Source organism: Streptomyces sp. NPDC102258, from assembly GCF_055584685.1.
Genome location: NZ_JBVJLO010000018.1, coordinates 99,563 through 113,130, shown reverse-complemented (window position 1 = coordinate 113,130; position 13,568 = coordinate 99,563). Strand labels below are relative to the sequence as shown.

General features: G+C 71.0%; 16 protein-coding genes. 12 read left to right on the top strand and 4 right to left on the bottom strand.

The features are described from left to right. Positions 1-129: 129 nt before the first annotated feature. Positions 130-897: an ABC transporter permease gene (locus ACZ6ZT_RS26710; RefSeq protein WP_469722470.1), complete on the bottom strand. Its 768-nt coding sequence runs from the start codon at positions 895-897 to the stop codon at positions 130-132. Then, a complete protein-coding gene (locus ACZ6ZT_RS26705) occupies positions 894-1,820 on the bottom strand; it encodes an ABC transporter ATP-binding protein (protein WP_469722469.1) in 927 nt (308 codons plus the stop codon). Before ACZ6ZT_RS26705 ends, ACZ6ZT_RS26710 begins: the two co-directional genes overlap by 4 nt. Positions 1,821-2,126: 306 nt before the next feature. On the opposite strand from ACZ6ZT_RS26705, the gene ACZ6ZT_RS26700 reads away from it, so the two are divergent. From ACZ6ZT_RS26700 to ACZ6ZT_RS26660, 9 genes are all read left to right on the top strand, one after another. Continuing rightward, positions 2,127-2,864, top strand: coding sequence for a helix-turn-helix transcriptional regulator (locus ACZ6ZT_RS26700; RefSeq protein ID WP_469722468.1), 738 nt, complete (start codon positions 2,127-2,129; stop codon positions 2,862-2,864). Further along, positions 2,861-4,276 carry a Fe-S cluster assembly protein SufB gene (gene sufB / locus ACZ6ZT_RS26695; protein ID WP_469722467.1) on the top strand — a complete coding sequence of 472 codons (1,416 nt, stop codon included), beginning with the start codon at positions 2,861-2,863 and terminating at the stop codon, positions 4,274-4,276. The genes ACZ6ZT_RS26700 and sufB overlap by 4 nt, the downstream gene beginning before the upstream one ends. A gap of 61 nt (positions 4,277-4,337) precedes the next feature. Next, positions 4,338-5,516 carry a Fe-S cluster assembly protein SufD gene (gene sufD / locus ACZ6ZT_RS26690; RefSeq protein WP_469722466.1) on the top strand — a complete coding sequence of 393 codons (1,179 nt, stop codon included), beginning with the start codon at positions 4,338-4,340 and terminating at the stop codon, positions 5,514-5,516. Continuing rightward, positions 5,516-5,833: a bifunctional 3-phenylpropionate/cinnamic acid dioxygenase ferredoxin subunit gene (locus tag ACZ6ZT_RS26685; protein ID WP_469722465.1), complete on the top strand. Its 318-nt coding sequence runs from the start codon at positions 5,516-5,518 to the stop codon at positions 5,831-5,833. Before sufD ends, ACZ6ZT_RS26685 begins: the two co-directional genes overlap by 1 nt. 7 nt (positions 5,834-5,840) lie before the next feature. Further along, a complete protein-coding gene (gene sufC / locus ACZ6ZT_RS26680) occupies positions 5,841-6,608 on the top strand; it encodes a Fe-S cluster assembly ATPase SufC (protein WP_266630406.1) in 768 nt (255 codons plus the stop codon). Then, positions 6,605-7,861, top strand: coding sequence for a cysteine desulfurase (locus tag ACZ6ZT_RS26675; RefSeq protein ID WP_469722464.1), 1,257 nt, complete (start codon positions 6,605-6,607; stop codon positions 7,859-7,861). The genes sufC and ACZ6ZT_RS26675 overlap by 4 nt, the downstream gene beginning before the upstream one ends. 31 nt (positions 7,862-7,892) lie before the next feature. Continuing rightward, positions 7,893-8,354: a Fe-S cluster assembly sulfur transfer protein SufU gene (gene sufU, locus ACZ6ZT_RS26670; protein ID WP_469722463.1), complete on the top strand. Its 462-nt coding sequence runs from the start codon at positions 7,893-7,895 to the stop codon at positions 8,352-8,354. Continuing rightward, positions 8,351-8,695, top strand: a complete 345-nt coding sequence (locus ACZ6ZT_RS26665) for a metal-sulfur cluster assembly factor (protein WP_030388904.1) — start codon at positions 8,351-8,353, stop codon at positions 8,693-8,695. The genes sufU and ACZ6ZT_RS26665 overlap by 4 nt, the downstream gene beginning before the upstream one ends. Before the next feature lie 192 nt (positions 8,696-8,887). Then, positions 8,888-10,255 (top strand): hypothetical protein, encoded by a 1,368-nt coding sequence (locus ACZ6ZT_RS26660; protein ID WP_469722461.1) that lies wholly within the window; start codon positions 8,888-8,890, stop codon positions 10,253-10,255. Here the strand turns inward: ACZ6ZT_RS26660 and ACZ6ZT_RS26655 are convergent. Further along, a complete protein-coding gene (locus ACZ6ZT_RS26655) occupies positions 10,242-11,111 on the bottom strand; it encodes a hypothetical protein (protein WP_469722460.1) in 870 nt (289 codons plus the stop codon). The genes ACZ6ZT_RS26660 and ACZ6ZT_RS26655 overlap by 14 nt on opposite strands. Before the next feature lie 108 nt (positions 11,112-11,219). Between ACZ6ZT_RS26655 and ACZ6ZT_RS26650 the strand changes: the two genes are divergently transcribed. The 3 genes from ACZ6ZT_RS26650 to dapD all read left to right on the top strand — a co-directional run bounded on the left by ACZ6ZT_RS26650 (position 11,220) and on the right by dapD (position 13,161). Further along, a complete protein-coding gene (locus ACZ6ZT_RS26650) occupies positions 11,220-11,543 on the top strand; it encodes a DMT family transporter (protein WP_469722459.1) in 324 nt (107 codons plus the stop codon). Next, entirely contained in the window at positions 11,543-12,088 is a 546-nt protein-coding gene (locus ACZ6ZT_RS26645) for a TetR/AcrR family transcriptional regulator (RefSeq protein ID WP_469722457.1), read from the top strand. Before ACZ6ZT_RS26650 ends, ACZ6ZT_RS26645 begins: the two co-directional genes overlap by 1 nt. 92 nt (positions 12,089-12,180) lie before the next feature. After that, positions 12,181-13,161 (top strand): 2,3,4,5-tetrahydropyridine-2,6-dicarboxylate N-succinyltransferase, encoded by a 981-nt coding sequence (gene dapD / locus ACZ6ZT_RS26640; protein WP_469722456.1) that lies wholly within the window; start codon positions 12,181-12,183, stop codon positions 13,159-13,161. 103 nt (positions 13,162-13,264) lie between these two features. On the opposite strand, the gene ACZ6ZT_RS26635 is transcribed toward dapD, so the two are convergent. Then, positions 13,265-13,519: a hypothetical protein gene (locus ACZ6ZT_RS26635; protein WP_469722455.1), complete on the bottom strand. Its 255-nt coding sequence runs from the start codon at positions 13,517-13,519 to the stop codon at positions 13,265-13,267. Between the last annotated feature and the right edge of the window lie 49 nt (positions 13,520-13,568).

The following is a 13,568-nucleotide window of genomic DNA, read 5'->3' as shown; positions in this document are numbered from 1 at the left end:
CCCGCCCCCCGGCGTTCTGGTCGTGCGTCGCTGATGTGTCGCTGTCGCTGTCGCTGTCGCGGGAGGTGGTCATCCTCCCGCCTGCCCAACGCGCGACGGCGGGAAATCACTCCCGGCGCACGGCCGGCTTCACTCCCAGCGGAACAGTTTCGCCGCCGCGCCCAGGCCCAGGACCGCCCAGACCGCGAGGACCGCCGCGTCGCCCCAGGGCATCCCGGCCCCGTGCTGGAGCACCGCGCGCAGCCCGTCGGAGAGCGCCGAGACCGGCAGCAGTTCCAGCGCGGAGCGCACGGCGCCGGGGAACTTCTCCAGCGGCACGATCACCCCGCCGCCGACCAGCAGGAGCAGGAACACCAGGTTGGCGGCGGCCAGGGTGACCTCTGCCTTGAGGGTGCCCGCCATCAGCAGCCCGAGCCCGGAGAAGGCGGCGGTGCCCAGCAGCAGCAGCGCGGCGACCGGGAGCGGGCCGCCGTGCGGGGACCAGCCCAGCGCGAGGGCGATCGCGGTCAGCAGGGCGATCTGGAGCACCTCGGTGACCAGCACCGACAGGGTCTTGGCGGCCAGCAGGGCGCGGCGCGGCAGCGGGGAGGCGCCGAGCCGCTTGAGGATCCCGTAACGGCGGTCGAAGCCGGTGGCGATGGCCTGGCCGGTGAAGGCGGTGGACATCACGGCGAGGGCGAGGACGCCGGGCGCGAGGAAGTCGACCCGGTCCCCGGCTCCCGTGTCGATGATGTCGACGGACGAGAAGAGGGTCAGCAGCAGCGCCGGGATGATCACGGTGAGCAGCAGCTGCTCCCCGTTGCGCAGCAGCATCCGGGTCTCCAGCGCCGTCTGCGCGAGGACCATGCGGGACACGGGTGCGGCCCCCGGCCGGGGGGTGAACGTACCGGCGCTCATGCGCGCAGCTCCTTACCGGTGAGCTCCAGGAACACGTCTTCGAGGGTGTGGCGCTCCACCGAGAGGCTGCTGGGCATCACGCCGTGCTGGGCGCACCAGGAGGTGACGGTGGCCAGCAGCTGGGGGTCCACGCTGCCGGTGACCCGGTAGGCGCCGGGGGTGAGCTCGGCGGCCTCGGTGCCGTCGGGGAGGGCCTTGAGGAGGGAGGCGAGGTCGAGGGAGGGGCGGCCGGTGAAGCGCAGGGTGTTCTCGGCGCCGCCGCGGCACAGCTGCTCGGGGCTGCCGTGGACGATGACACGGCCGGCGTCCATGATGGCGACCTCGTCGGACAGCTGCTCGGCCTCGTCCATGTGGTGGGTGGTGAGGACGACGGTGACCCCGTCGGAGCGCAGTTCGCGTACGAGGTCCCAGGTCGCGCGGCGGGCCTGCGGGTCGAGGCCGGCGGTGGGCTCGTCGAGGAAGACCAGCTCGGGGCGGCCGACGACGGCCATCGCGAGGGCGAGCCGCTGCTGCTGGCCGCCGGAGAGGCGGCGGTAGGGGGTGCGGCCGCAGCCGCCGAGGCCGAGGCGTTCCACGAGGGCGGCCACGTCCAGGGGGTTCGCGTACAGCTTCGCCATGTGCCGCAGCATCTCGACGGCGCGGGCGCCGGAGTAGACGCCGCCGGACTGGAGCATCACGCCGACGCGCGGGCGCAGGGCCCGGGCCTGCGCCACCGGGTCGAGGCCGAGGACGCGGACGGAGCCCGCGTCGGGGCGGACGTAGCCCTCGCAGGTCTCCACGGTGGTGGTCTTGCCCGCGCCGTTGGGGCCGAGGACCGCGGTGACGGAGGCGGTGGGGACGGTGAGGTCGAGGCCGTCCACCGCGGTCTTGGGTCCGTACCGTTTCACCAGTCCGCGGATCTCCACGGCGGGGTCGTTGCTCATGGGGGGTGAGTCTACGGAGACTTTTTTCGGCCCGGTGTCCTGGATGGCCCAGTCGGTTTCCGTGATCTTTTCCGTGATTCCCCTCCCTCCGCTCCGGCCGCGTTCCGAGGGGAGGATCGCTGGTGAGGCCGGTGGAACGGCGTGCCCGCACGGTTCGGCCCGCGTACGGAGCCACGGCCCCGATTAACTCTCCGTAGACAAATTAGGTGACCCTTAGTGATAGAGGCCACCAGGGGTGGCGTCGGTCACCGCTTGTCGGGGCTCGGTTAATTACGCAACAATGGCGTTGTGAAATACGGCGAACGGATGAGCGAGACCTCCCAGGGGGAGCTCGCGACCGGGGAGCGGTCCACCCGCAACCGGGTCGCGCGGTCCATCCTGGACCACGGTCCCTCCACCGTCGCCGACCTCGCGCAGCGTCTCGGCCTGACCCAGGCCGCCGTCCGCCGCCACCTCGACGCGCTCGTCGCCGATGCCGTGGTCGAACCCCGTGAGCAGCGCGTGTACGGCGCGCGCACCCGGGGCCGGCCCGCCAAGGTCTTCGCGCTCACCGACTGCGGCCGCGACGCCTTCGACCAGTCCTACGACACGCTCGCCGCGGAGGCCCTGCGCTGGATCGCGCAGTCCGCCGGCGGCGGCGAGCAGGGGGAGGCGGCCGTAGCCGCCTTCGCCCGGGCCCGCATGGAGGCGCAGGCGCAGAGCTACCGGGAGTCCGTCGAGGCGGCCGCACCCGCGGACCGCACCGAGGCCCTGGCCAAGGCGTTGACCGCGGACGGGTACGCTGCTACGGCGAAGAGCGCTCCCGGTCCGCACAGCGGTGAACAGCTCTGCCAGCACCACTGCCCGGTCGCACACGTCGCCGGGCAGTTCCCGCAGCTCTGCGAGGCGGAGACCGAGGTCTTCTCCCGCCTGCTCGGGACGCACGTGCAGCGCCTCGCCACGATCGCCCACGGCGACGGGGTGTGCACCACGTTCATTCCGCGAAGCGCCACACAGACCGACACATCAGTATCTGCAAGTACGGCCGGGAGGAACCCCGCATGACCACGGAGACTGCTCACCCTGAGCTCGATGGCCTGGGCACCTACGAATACGGCTGGGCCGACTCCGACGCGGCCGGCGCCGCCGCCAAGCGGGGTCTGTCCGAGGACGTCGTCCGGGACATCTCGGCGAAGAAGTCCGAGCCGGAGTGGATGCTGAAGCTCCGCCTCAAGGGCCTGAAGCTGTTCGCCAAGAAGCCCATGCCGAACTGGGGCTCCGACCTCTCGGGCATCGACTTCGACAACATCAAGTACTTCGTGCGCTCCACCGAGAAGCAGGCCGCTTCGTGGGAGGACCTGCCGGAGGACATCAAGAACACGTACGACAAGCTCGGCATCCCGGAGGCGGAGAAGCAGCGCCTCGTCGCCGGTGTCGCGGCCCAGTACGAGTCCGAGGTCGTCTACCACCAGATCCGCGAGGACCTGGAGGAGCAGGGCGTCATCTTCCTGGACACGGACACCGCGCTCAAGGAGCACCCGGAGCTCTTCCAGGAGTACTTCGGCACCGTCATCCCGGTCGGCGACAACAAGTTCGCCTCGCTGAACACCGCGGTGTGGTCCGGCGGCTCGTTCATCTACGTCCCCAAGGGTGTCCACGTGGACATCCCGCTCCAGGCCTACTTCCGTATCAACACGGAGAACATGGGCCAGTTCGAGCGGACGCTGATCATCGTCGACGAGGACGCCTACGTCCACTACGTCGAGGGCTGCACCGCCCCGGTCTACTCCTCGGACTCGCTGCACAGCGCCGTGGTCGAGATCATCGTGAAGAAGGGCGGCCGCTGCCGCTACACGACCATCCAGAACTGGTCGAACAACGTCTACAACCTGGTCACCAAGCGCGCCGTGGCGTACGAGGGCGCGACCATGGAGTGGATCGACGGCAACATCGGTTCCAAGGTCACCATGAAGTACCCGGCCGTCTACCTGATGGGCGAGCACGCCAAGGGCGAGACCCTGTCCATCGCCTTCGCGGGCGAGGGCCAGCACCAGGACGCCGGCTCCAAGATGGTCCACATGGCGCCGAACACCTCCTCGAACATCGTCTCCAAGTCGGTGGCGCGCGGCGGTGGCCGCACCTCCTACCGCGGTCTGGTGGAGATCGGCGAGGGCGCCGCGGGCTCCAAGTCCAACGTGCTGTGCGACGCGCTCCTGGTCGACACCATCTCCCGCTCGGATACCTACCCCTACGTCGACGTCCGCGAGGACGACGTGACGATGGGCCACGAGGCCACGGTCTCCAAGGTCTCCGACGACCAGCTCTTCTACCTGATGAGCCGCGGCCTCACCGAGTTCGAGGCCATGGCCATGATCGTGCGCGGCTTCGTCGAGCCGATCGCGAAGGAGCTGCCGATGGAGTACGCGCTGGAGCTCAACCGGCTGATCGAGCTGCAGATGGAGGGCTCGGTCGGTTAGTACCGGCCCGCCCGAGATCCAGACATTCTTTTAGACGTAGGAAGAGAGCAAGACGACAGCCATGGCTGAGGCTCAGAGTATTCCGGCGGGCTCCACCACCGCGGGCGCCATCGCGGTGGCCGCCGAGTCCACCGTCGCGACCCGGATGAGCGCGCCCCCGTCCTTCGACGTGGCCGACTTCCCGGTGCCCAACGGCCGCGAGGAGGAGTGGCGGTTCACCCCGCTCGCCCGCCTCAAGGGCCTGCACGACGGCACCGCGGTGGCGGACGGCACCATGAAGGCCCAGATCGACGCGCCCGAGGGCGTCACCGTCGAGTCCGTCGAGCGGGGTGACGAGCGGATCGGCAAGGCCGGCGCCCCCGTCGACCGCGTCGCCGCGCAGGCCTTCTCCTCGTTCGCCAAGGCCACGGTCGTCACCGTGCCCAAGGAGACCGTGCTCACCGAGCCGATCCGGGTCGCGCTGCACGGCGAGGGCGGTACGACCTTCGGGCACACCGTCTTCGACATCAAGCCCTTCGCCGAGGCGATCATCGTGATCGACCACACCGGTGACGGCGTGCGCGCCGCCAACGTCGACGTCCTCGTCGGCGACGGCGCCAAGGTGACCTTCGTGTCCGTGCAGGACTGGGACGACACCGCCGTCCACACCTCCCAGCACAACGCGCTGATCGGCCGCGACGGCAGTTTCAAGTCCGTGGTCGTCACCTTCGGCGGCGACCTCGTCCGCCTGCACCCGCGCGTCACCTACGCGGGCCCCGGCGGCGAGGCCGAACTGCTGGGCCTGTACTTCACGGACGCCGGCCAGCACCAGGAGCACCGCCTCCTCGTGCGGCACGACGCCCCGCACTGCAAGTCGCACGTGGTCTACAAGGGCGCGCTCCAGGGCCAGGACGCCCACGCCGTCTGGATCGGTGACGTGCTCATCGAGAAGACCGCCGAGGGCACCGACACCTACGAGATGAACCGCAACCTCGTCCTCACGGACGGCGCGCGCGTCGACTCGGTGCCGAACCTGGAGATCGAGACCGGCGAGATCGTCGGCGCCGGCCACGCCTCCGCCACCGGCCGCTTCGACGACGAGCAGCTCTTCTACCTCCAGGCCCGCGGCATCCCGGCCGACGAGGCCCGCCGTCTGGTCGTACGCGGCTTCTTCGCCGAGCTCGTCCAGCAGATCGGCGTCGCGGACATCCAGGAGCGCCTGCTCACCCGGATCGAGACCGAGCTGCGGGCGTCCGTCTGATGAGTTACCTCAAGGCCTGTGCGCTGAGCGAGCTGGAGGAGAACACCCCCAAGCGGGTGGAACTCGACGGCACGCCGGTGTCCATCGTCTCGACCGACGGGGAGGTGTTCGCGATCAACGACATCTGCTCGCACGCGAACGTCTCCCTCTCGGAGGGCGAGGTCGAGGACTGCATGATCGAATGCTGGCTGCACGGGTCGGCCTTCGACCTGCGCACCGGCAAGCCCTCCGGTCTGCCCGCGACCCGCCCCGTTCCCGTATACCCCGTAAAGATCGAAGGGGACGACGTGCTCGTCTCCCTCACCCAGGAGTCCTGAGGTATCCATGGCAACGCTTGAAATCCACGACCTGCACGTCTCCGTCGAGGCCGAGAACGGCGCCCGCGAGATCCTCAAGGGCGTCGACCTCACCGTCAAGCAGGGTGAGACGCACGCCATCATGGGTCCGAACGGCTCCGGCAAGTCCACGCTGGCGTACTCGCTGGCCGGTCACCCGAAGTACACCATCACCGGTGGCACCGTGACCCTCGACGGCGAAGACGTCCTGGAGATGTCCGTCGACGAGCGCGCCCGCGCCGGCGTCTTCCTCGCCATGCAGTACCCGGTCGAGGTCCCCGGCGTCTCGGTCTCCAACTTCCTGCGGACCTCGGCCACGGCCATCCGCGGCGAGGCCCCCAAGCTGCGCACCTGGGTGAAGGAGGTCAAGTCCGCCATGGAGCAGCTCCAGATGGACCCGGCCTTCGCCGAGCGCAACGTCAACGAGGGCTTCTCCGGCGGTGAGAAGAAGCGCCACGAGATCCTCCAGCTGGAGCTCCTCAAGCCGAAGATCGCGATCCTCGACGAGACCGACTCCGGCCTGGACGTCGACGCGCTGCGCCAGGTCTCCGAGGGCGTCAACCGCGTCCGCGCGACCGGCGAGGTCGGCACGCTGCTGATCACGCACTACACGCGGATCCTCCGCTACATCAAGCCCGACTTCGTCCACGTCTTCTCGGAAGGCCGCATCGTCGAGTCCGGCGGCGCCGAACTCGCCGACAAGCTGGAGGCGGAAGGCTACGAGGCGTACAGCACGAAGGGTGGCGCGACCGCGTGACACAGCTGCCTGGCCTCCTCGACACCGAGGCGATCCGCAAGGACTTCCCCCTGCTGGATCGAGTGGTCCACGACGGGAAGAAGATCGTTTATCTGGACAACGCGGCGACCTCCCAGAAGCCGCGCCAGGTGCTCGACGCGCTGAACGAGTACTACGAGCAGCACAACGCCAACGTCCACCGTGGCGTGCACGTGCTCGCCGAGGAGGCCACGGCACTGTACGAGGGCGCCCGCGACAAGGTCGCCGCCTTCATCAACGCGCCGAGCCGCGACGAGGTGATCTTCACCAAGAACGCCTCGGAGTCGCTCAACCTGGTCGCCAACATGCTGGGCTGGGCGGACGAGCCCTACCGCGTCGACCGCGAGACCGAGATCGCCATCACGGAGATGGAGCACCACTCCAACATCGTGCCGTGGCAGCTGCTCTCGCAGCGCACCGGCGCGAAGCTGAAGTGGTTCGGCCTCACCGACGACGGCCGTCTCGACCTGTCGAACATCGAAGAGGTCATCACGGAGAAGACGAAGATCGTCTCCTTCACGCTGGTCTCCAACATCATGGGCACGGTCAACCCGGTCGAGGCGATCGTCCGGCGCGCGCAGGAGGTCGGCGCGCTGGTGCTGATCGACGCCTCGCAGGCCGCTCCGCACATGCCGCTGGACGTGCAGGCCCTCGGCGCCGACTTCGTGGCCTTCACCGGCCACAAGATGTGCGGCCCGACCGGCATCGGCGTCCTGTGGGGCCGCCAGGAGCTCCTGGAGGACCTGCCCCCGTTCCTGGGCGGCGGCGAGATGATCGAGACGGTGTCGATGCACTCGTCCACGTACGCTCCCGCGCCCCACAAGTTCGAGGCCGGTACGCCCCCGATCGCCCAGGCCGTCGGCCTCGGCGCGGCCGTGGACTACCTGACCTCGATCGGCATGGAGAAGATCGCCGCTCACGAGCACGCGATCACCGAGTACGCCGTCAGGCGCCTCCTGGAGGTGCCCGACCTGCGGATCATCGGCCCCACCACGGCCGAGGACCGCGGCGCCGCGATCTCGTTCACGCTCGGGGACATCCACCCGCACGACGTCGGCCAGGTGCTGGACGAGCAGGGCATCGCGGTCCGCGTGGGACACCACTGCGCCCGCCCCGTCTGCCTGCGGTACGGAATTCCCGCGACCACGCGAGCGTCTTTCTACCTGTACTCCTCTCCCGCCGAGGTCGACGCGCTGATCGACGGGCTGGAGCACGTACGGAACTTCTTCGGCTGATGAAGCACGAGACGAAGGCGTTGGGGACGCAGTGAAGCTGGATTCGATGTACCAGGACCTGATCCTGGACCACTACAAGCACCCGCACGGTCGCGGTCTGCGCGACGGTGACGCCGAGGTGCACCACGTCAACCCGACGTGCGGGGACGAGATCACGCTGCGCGTGAAGTACGACGGCGAGACGCTCACCGACGTCTCCTACGAGGGCCAGGGCTGCTCCATCAGCCAGGCCAGCGCGTCGGTACTGAACGAGCTGCTCGTCGGCAAGGAGCTCGCCGAGGCGCGGAAGATCCAGGAGACGTTCCTGGAGCTGATGCAGTCCAAGGGCAAGCTGGAGCCGGACGAGGCGATGGAGGAGGTGCTGGAGGACGCGGTCGCCTTCTCCGGCGTCTCCAAGTATCCGGCGCGCGTGAAGTGTGCTCTGCTGAGTTGGATGGCCTGGAAGGACGCGACCGCCCAGGCCCTGGGCGACGCGGAGAGGAAGACGGCATGACCGAGAACGCGACGCCCGAGGCGTCGATCAAGCCGGCCACCGAGGAAGAGGTCCGCGAGGCCCTCTACGACGTGGTCGACCCCGAGCTGGGCATCGACGTCGTGAACCTGGGCCTGATCTACGGCATCCACATCGACGACGCGAACATCGCCACCCTCGACATGACCCTGACCTCGGCGGCCTGCCCGCTGACGGACGTCATCGAGGACCAGGCGAAGTCGGCGACGGACGGCATCGTGAACGAGCTCCGGATCAACTGGGTCTGGATGCCGCCGTGGGGCCCGGACAAGATCACGGACGACGGGCGCGAGCAGCTGCGCGCGCTCGGCTTCAACGTCTGAGCGAAGCGTGGAGGAGAGGGCCCCCGGCACGACCGTGCCGGGGGCCCTCTCTGTCGTGTGGTGGTCCCCTGCTTCCCGGCCCCCTGTTTCCCGGTTCCCTGTTCGCCGGGCCGACAGGTGACGTGCACCGGGAGTTGGCCACGGTGGCCGAATCTTCTCGACGGCCGTCAAGACCGACCCGTGGGGGAACCGATGAAGAACACGCACCTGGGTACGGCCGCGCTCGCGGCGGTCGTCCTCACCGGGCTGAACGTCCCGGCGCAGGCCGCGAGCTACGGGACGCCCACGATCGCCTTCTCCGCCTCGTACCTGTCCGGCGCGGTCGGCGGGGTCGAGGACCAGGGCGTGGACGTGACCGTGGGCCAGAGCGGGGCGGATGTCTCCGTGCTCACCGTCAGTGCCACCGCGTCCAGCAAGAGCTCCGTCGCCGGGACCGGCGACGTGAGCGTCACCGGGGCCGGCGCCGTGCGGCGGCTGGCCGTCGCCGCGCGCGGTCGGGGTTACACCAACCTCACCGTCAAGGTGAGCGGGCTCGGCGGCAAGAGCGCCACCAGGACCCTCGCGTACGCGGCCTCCGCGGCCGTCCAGAACCCGGCCGACGCGCGCTACTTCAGCGGCGCGTCCGACGCCTCGGCCGCCGTGGACGTCGGCGGCGGCTACACCGTCGTGGCCGACGACGAGAACAACGTGCTGCGCCTGTACGACCGCTCCCGCTCCGCCGCCCCGGTGAAGACCTGGGACTTCAGCTTCCAGCTCGGCGTCACCAAGGAGGTGGACATCGAGGGCGCGACCCGGGTCGGGAACACCATCTACTGGACCGGCTCGCTCGGCAACAACAAGGACGGCGAGTACAAGGCGCCCCGGAACACCGTCTTCACCACCACGGTCAGCGGCTCCGGCTCCACCACCCAGCTCGCGTACGGACGCTCGTACAAGAACCTCCGCGACGACCTCGTCGCCTGGGACAAGGCGAACGGCGACCGCTACGGCTTCGCGGCGGGCACGGCCGCCGGCGAGGCACCGAAGCAGATCGACGGGTTCAACGTGGAGGGCCTGGAGTTCGCCCCGGGCTCCACGACCACCGCCTACCTGGGCTTCCGCGCCCCGCTCGCCCCCGCCGTACCGGGTGGCAAGGCGCTGATCGTGCCCGTCACCAACTTCGACAAGGTCCTCTCCAGCGGCTCCCGGGCCGCCTTCGGAGCCGGGATCGAGCTGGACCTCGGCGGGCTCGCCGTGCGCGACCTGCGCCGGAACGCCGCCGGGCAGTACCTGATCCTGGCCGGCTCCTGGGCCGCCGACGACAACTCCGACCCGTACGCCCTCTACCAGTGGGACGGCGTCCCCGGCCACGCCCCGGTCAAGCGGGCCGACCTGCCGACCAGCGACCCGGGCGGCTGGGAGGCCATCGTGGAGGTGCCCGACCTGAGCGTGCCGGGTGTGCGGGTGCAGCTGATCACCGACAGCGGCTCCGCCGACCTGTACGGCGACGGCATCGAGGCCAAGGACCTCACGCACCCGGAGTGGAAGAAGGCGCGGACCGCCTGGTTCACGCTTTCCTAGGGGCTCCGGCGGCTCCTGCCGCTCCTGCGGCACCCGGGTCGCCGGCCAAGGCCTCGGCCAGGTGTTCGCGGCGGATGCGGCGGTCCACGTAGAGCAGGCCGGCGGGGAGCTGGGGGAAGGCCGGGAGCAGCACCAGCGCGGCCAGCGCGCCCGGCAGGCCGTACCAGGCCGGGAGCGCGTAGCCGGCGCCGGCGGTGAGGGCCACGGCCGGAGCGGTCCAGCCGAAGGTGCGCCACCAGGCGCCCCGCACCAGGCGGACCGAGCGGCCGAGCGCCGCCACCGGGCCGAGGCCCTCGTACCCGGCGGCGGTGGGCGCCAGCGCGAACAGCACGCCGAGCCACAGCGCGACCGGGGCGAGCGGCAGCAGCACCAGCGGCGGCAGCCCCGCCGCCAGGGCCGCCGCGGCCGGGCCCGCCGCCACCGGCAGGGCCAGCAGCTGGGCGCCGAGCACCTTCGGGGTGCGCGGCAGCGCGGTGGCCAGCAGCCCGGGTACGGTCACGGCGCGGCCGAGGACCGCCGGGCGCAGTACGGCCGCGATCAGGGCGGTGGCCAGGGCGCAGGTGAAGAGCAGGAACAGGGCCGCCGCCGGGAGGAGCACCCAGACGAAGGCCCGCGCGCCGGCGCGCGGGCTGAGGGAGGCCAGGGCCGCCGCCCCGGCCGCCGCGATGACCAGCAGGGCCGCCCCGAGCTGCCCGAGGAGCAGCGCGCCGCACAGCCGGCCGCCGTACCGGCGCAGGGTGGTGACGGCGCCGCCGAGGATGTCGCCGGGTCCCAGCGGGCGCAGCGGTATCACGCCCGGCCGGGGCCGCTCGGGGGGCAGCCAGCCGCCGCCCCGGTGGGTCCAGTGCTGCGCCATGCGCGGTCCCCCTGTCGTGTGCGGGGGGACACCGTAGCCCCGGAGGCTGTGAGTGTCCTGAGGGCTGCGTGTGTACATGTGTACGCATCGATGCGTACAGTTGTCCGCATGCCCTACGTTCTGCTTGCCGCGGCCATCGCCGCCGAGGTCGCCGGCACCACCGCGATGAAGTTCAGCGACGGTTTCACCCGGCTGTGGCCCTCGCTGGCCACCCTGCTGGGGTACGTGATCGCCTTCACGCTGCTCGCGCAGACGCTGAAGTCGATGTCGGTCGGCACGGCGTACGCGATCTGGGCCGGGGTCGGCACCGCCGCCATCGCCGCCATCGGCATGGTGTTCATGGGCGAGGCCGCCACCGCCGCCAAGCTCGCCGGGATCGCGCTGATCATCGCCGGGGTGGTCCTGCTGAACCTCGGCGGGGCGGCCCACTGATGCCCGGGGGCGGACGCCGGTACGACCCGGAGCGCCGGCAGCGGATCATCGACGCCGCGATCCGGGTGGTCGGAGCCAAGGGGATCGCGGGGCTGAGCCACCGCAGCGTCGCGGCGGAGGCGGACGTACCGCTGGGCTCGACGACCTACCACTTCGCGACCCTGGACGAGCTGCTGGTGGCGGCCCTGCGCCAGGCGAACGCGGGTCACGCCCGCGGCTGGGTGCCGCGCCCCGGTGAGGACCTCGCGGCCGGGCTGGCGCGGCGGCTGGGGCGGTTCCTGACGGCCGACCGGGGGCGCGCCGAGCTGGAGTACGAGCTCTACCTGGCCGCCCTGCGCCGGCCCGCGCTGCGGCCGGTCGCGGCCGAGTGGCTGGAGTCGGTGACGGCGGTGCTCGCGGAACACACCGATCCGGTGACGGCGCGGGCGCTGGTGGCGGTGATGGACGGCATCAGTCTCCAGGTCCTGCTGACGGACACCCCGTACGAGGAGCCGTCCGCCCGCGCCCTGCTGGGCCGGGTACTGGGCGCGGGGCCCGGGGCCTGAGCGGGGAGGGCGGGCGCGAGGTGCGGCGACGCGCGCGCCCGGCACATGAGACCGGTTCGCCCGGGGCGGCCGTCGCCGGTTAGGTTTCGGGCATGACTGCTACGCGTACCACCGGCGCCGTCGCCGCCGGACTTGCCACCCTCGCCTCCGACGGCACCGTCCTCGACACCTGGTTCCCCGCTCCCGAGCTGGTCGCCGAGCCCGGCCCGGCCGGCACCGAGCGCCTCACCGCCGAGCGGGCCGTGGAGCTGCTGGGCGCCGCCGCGGCCAAGGCCATCCGTACGGACGCGGTCCGCGGTGTCGAGGTCGTGGCCGTCCGCACGGTGATCTCCTCCCTGGAGGACAAGCCGCTGGACGCGCACGACGCGTACCTGCGCCTGCACCTGCTCAGCCACCGCCTGGTCAAGCCGCACGGCCAGAGCCTGGACGGCCTCTTCGGCCTGCTCGCGAACGTCGCCTGGACCTCCCTCGGCCCGGTCGCCGTGGACCAGGTGGAGACCGTCCGCCTCAACGCCCGCGCCGAGGGCCTGCACCTCCAGGTCACCTCCATCGACAAGTTCCCGCGCATGACCGACTACGTCGCCCCCAAGGGCGTGCGCATCGCCGACGCCGACCGCGTCCGCCTCGGCGCGCACCTCGCCGAGGGCACCACCGTCATGCACGAGGGCTTCGTCAACTTCAACGCCGGCACCCTCGGCACCTCCATGGTCGAGGGCCGCATCTCGGCGGGCGTCGTCGTCGGCGACGGCTCCGACATCGGCGGCGGCGCGTCCACCATGGGCACCCTCTCGGGCGGCGGCAAGCAGATCATCTCGATCGGCGAGCGCACCCTGATCGGCGCCGAGGCGGGCATCGGCATCGCCCTCGGCGACGAGTGCGTCGTCGAGGCCGGCCTCTACGTGACCGCGGGCACCCGCGTCACCCTGCCGGACGGCCAGATCATCAAGGCCCTGGAGCTCTCCGGCGCCGACAACATCCTCTTCCGCCGCAACTCGGTCACCGGCGCCGTGGAGGCCCGCCCGTACAAGGCGGCCTGGGGCGGCCTGAACGAGATCCTGCACAGCCACAACTGACCCGGCTCGTACGGGTCCGCGTACCGGAACCCGTACCGGGCCGCGACAGGACGGAGCCCCTCATCCCGGCCGGGGTGAGGGGCTTCGTCGTGCGCGCGGGTCGTCAGGGCCGGGGGAACATGCGGATGAGGCCCGCGAAGGCCTGCTCCTCCGCCTCCGTCAGCTGCACCGTCTCCATCGGGTGTCCGGCGGCGGCGCGCTGGGACGGGATGGCGGGCAGGCCGTCGTGGGTGCCCGGCTCGGGCTGGTGGAATCGGCTGTCCCACAGCATGTGGCCCAGGCCCAGGACCCAGACGAGTGCGGCCACGAACAGGACGGCGAGGCCGATTTCCTGGACGGGGGAGATGGAGGGGAACACGCGGTCCTCCAGTGAGTGCGAACCGTGCGGGCCGGTGCGGCACCGGGGT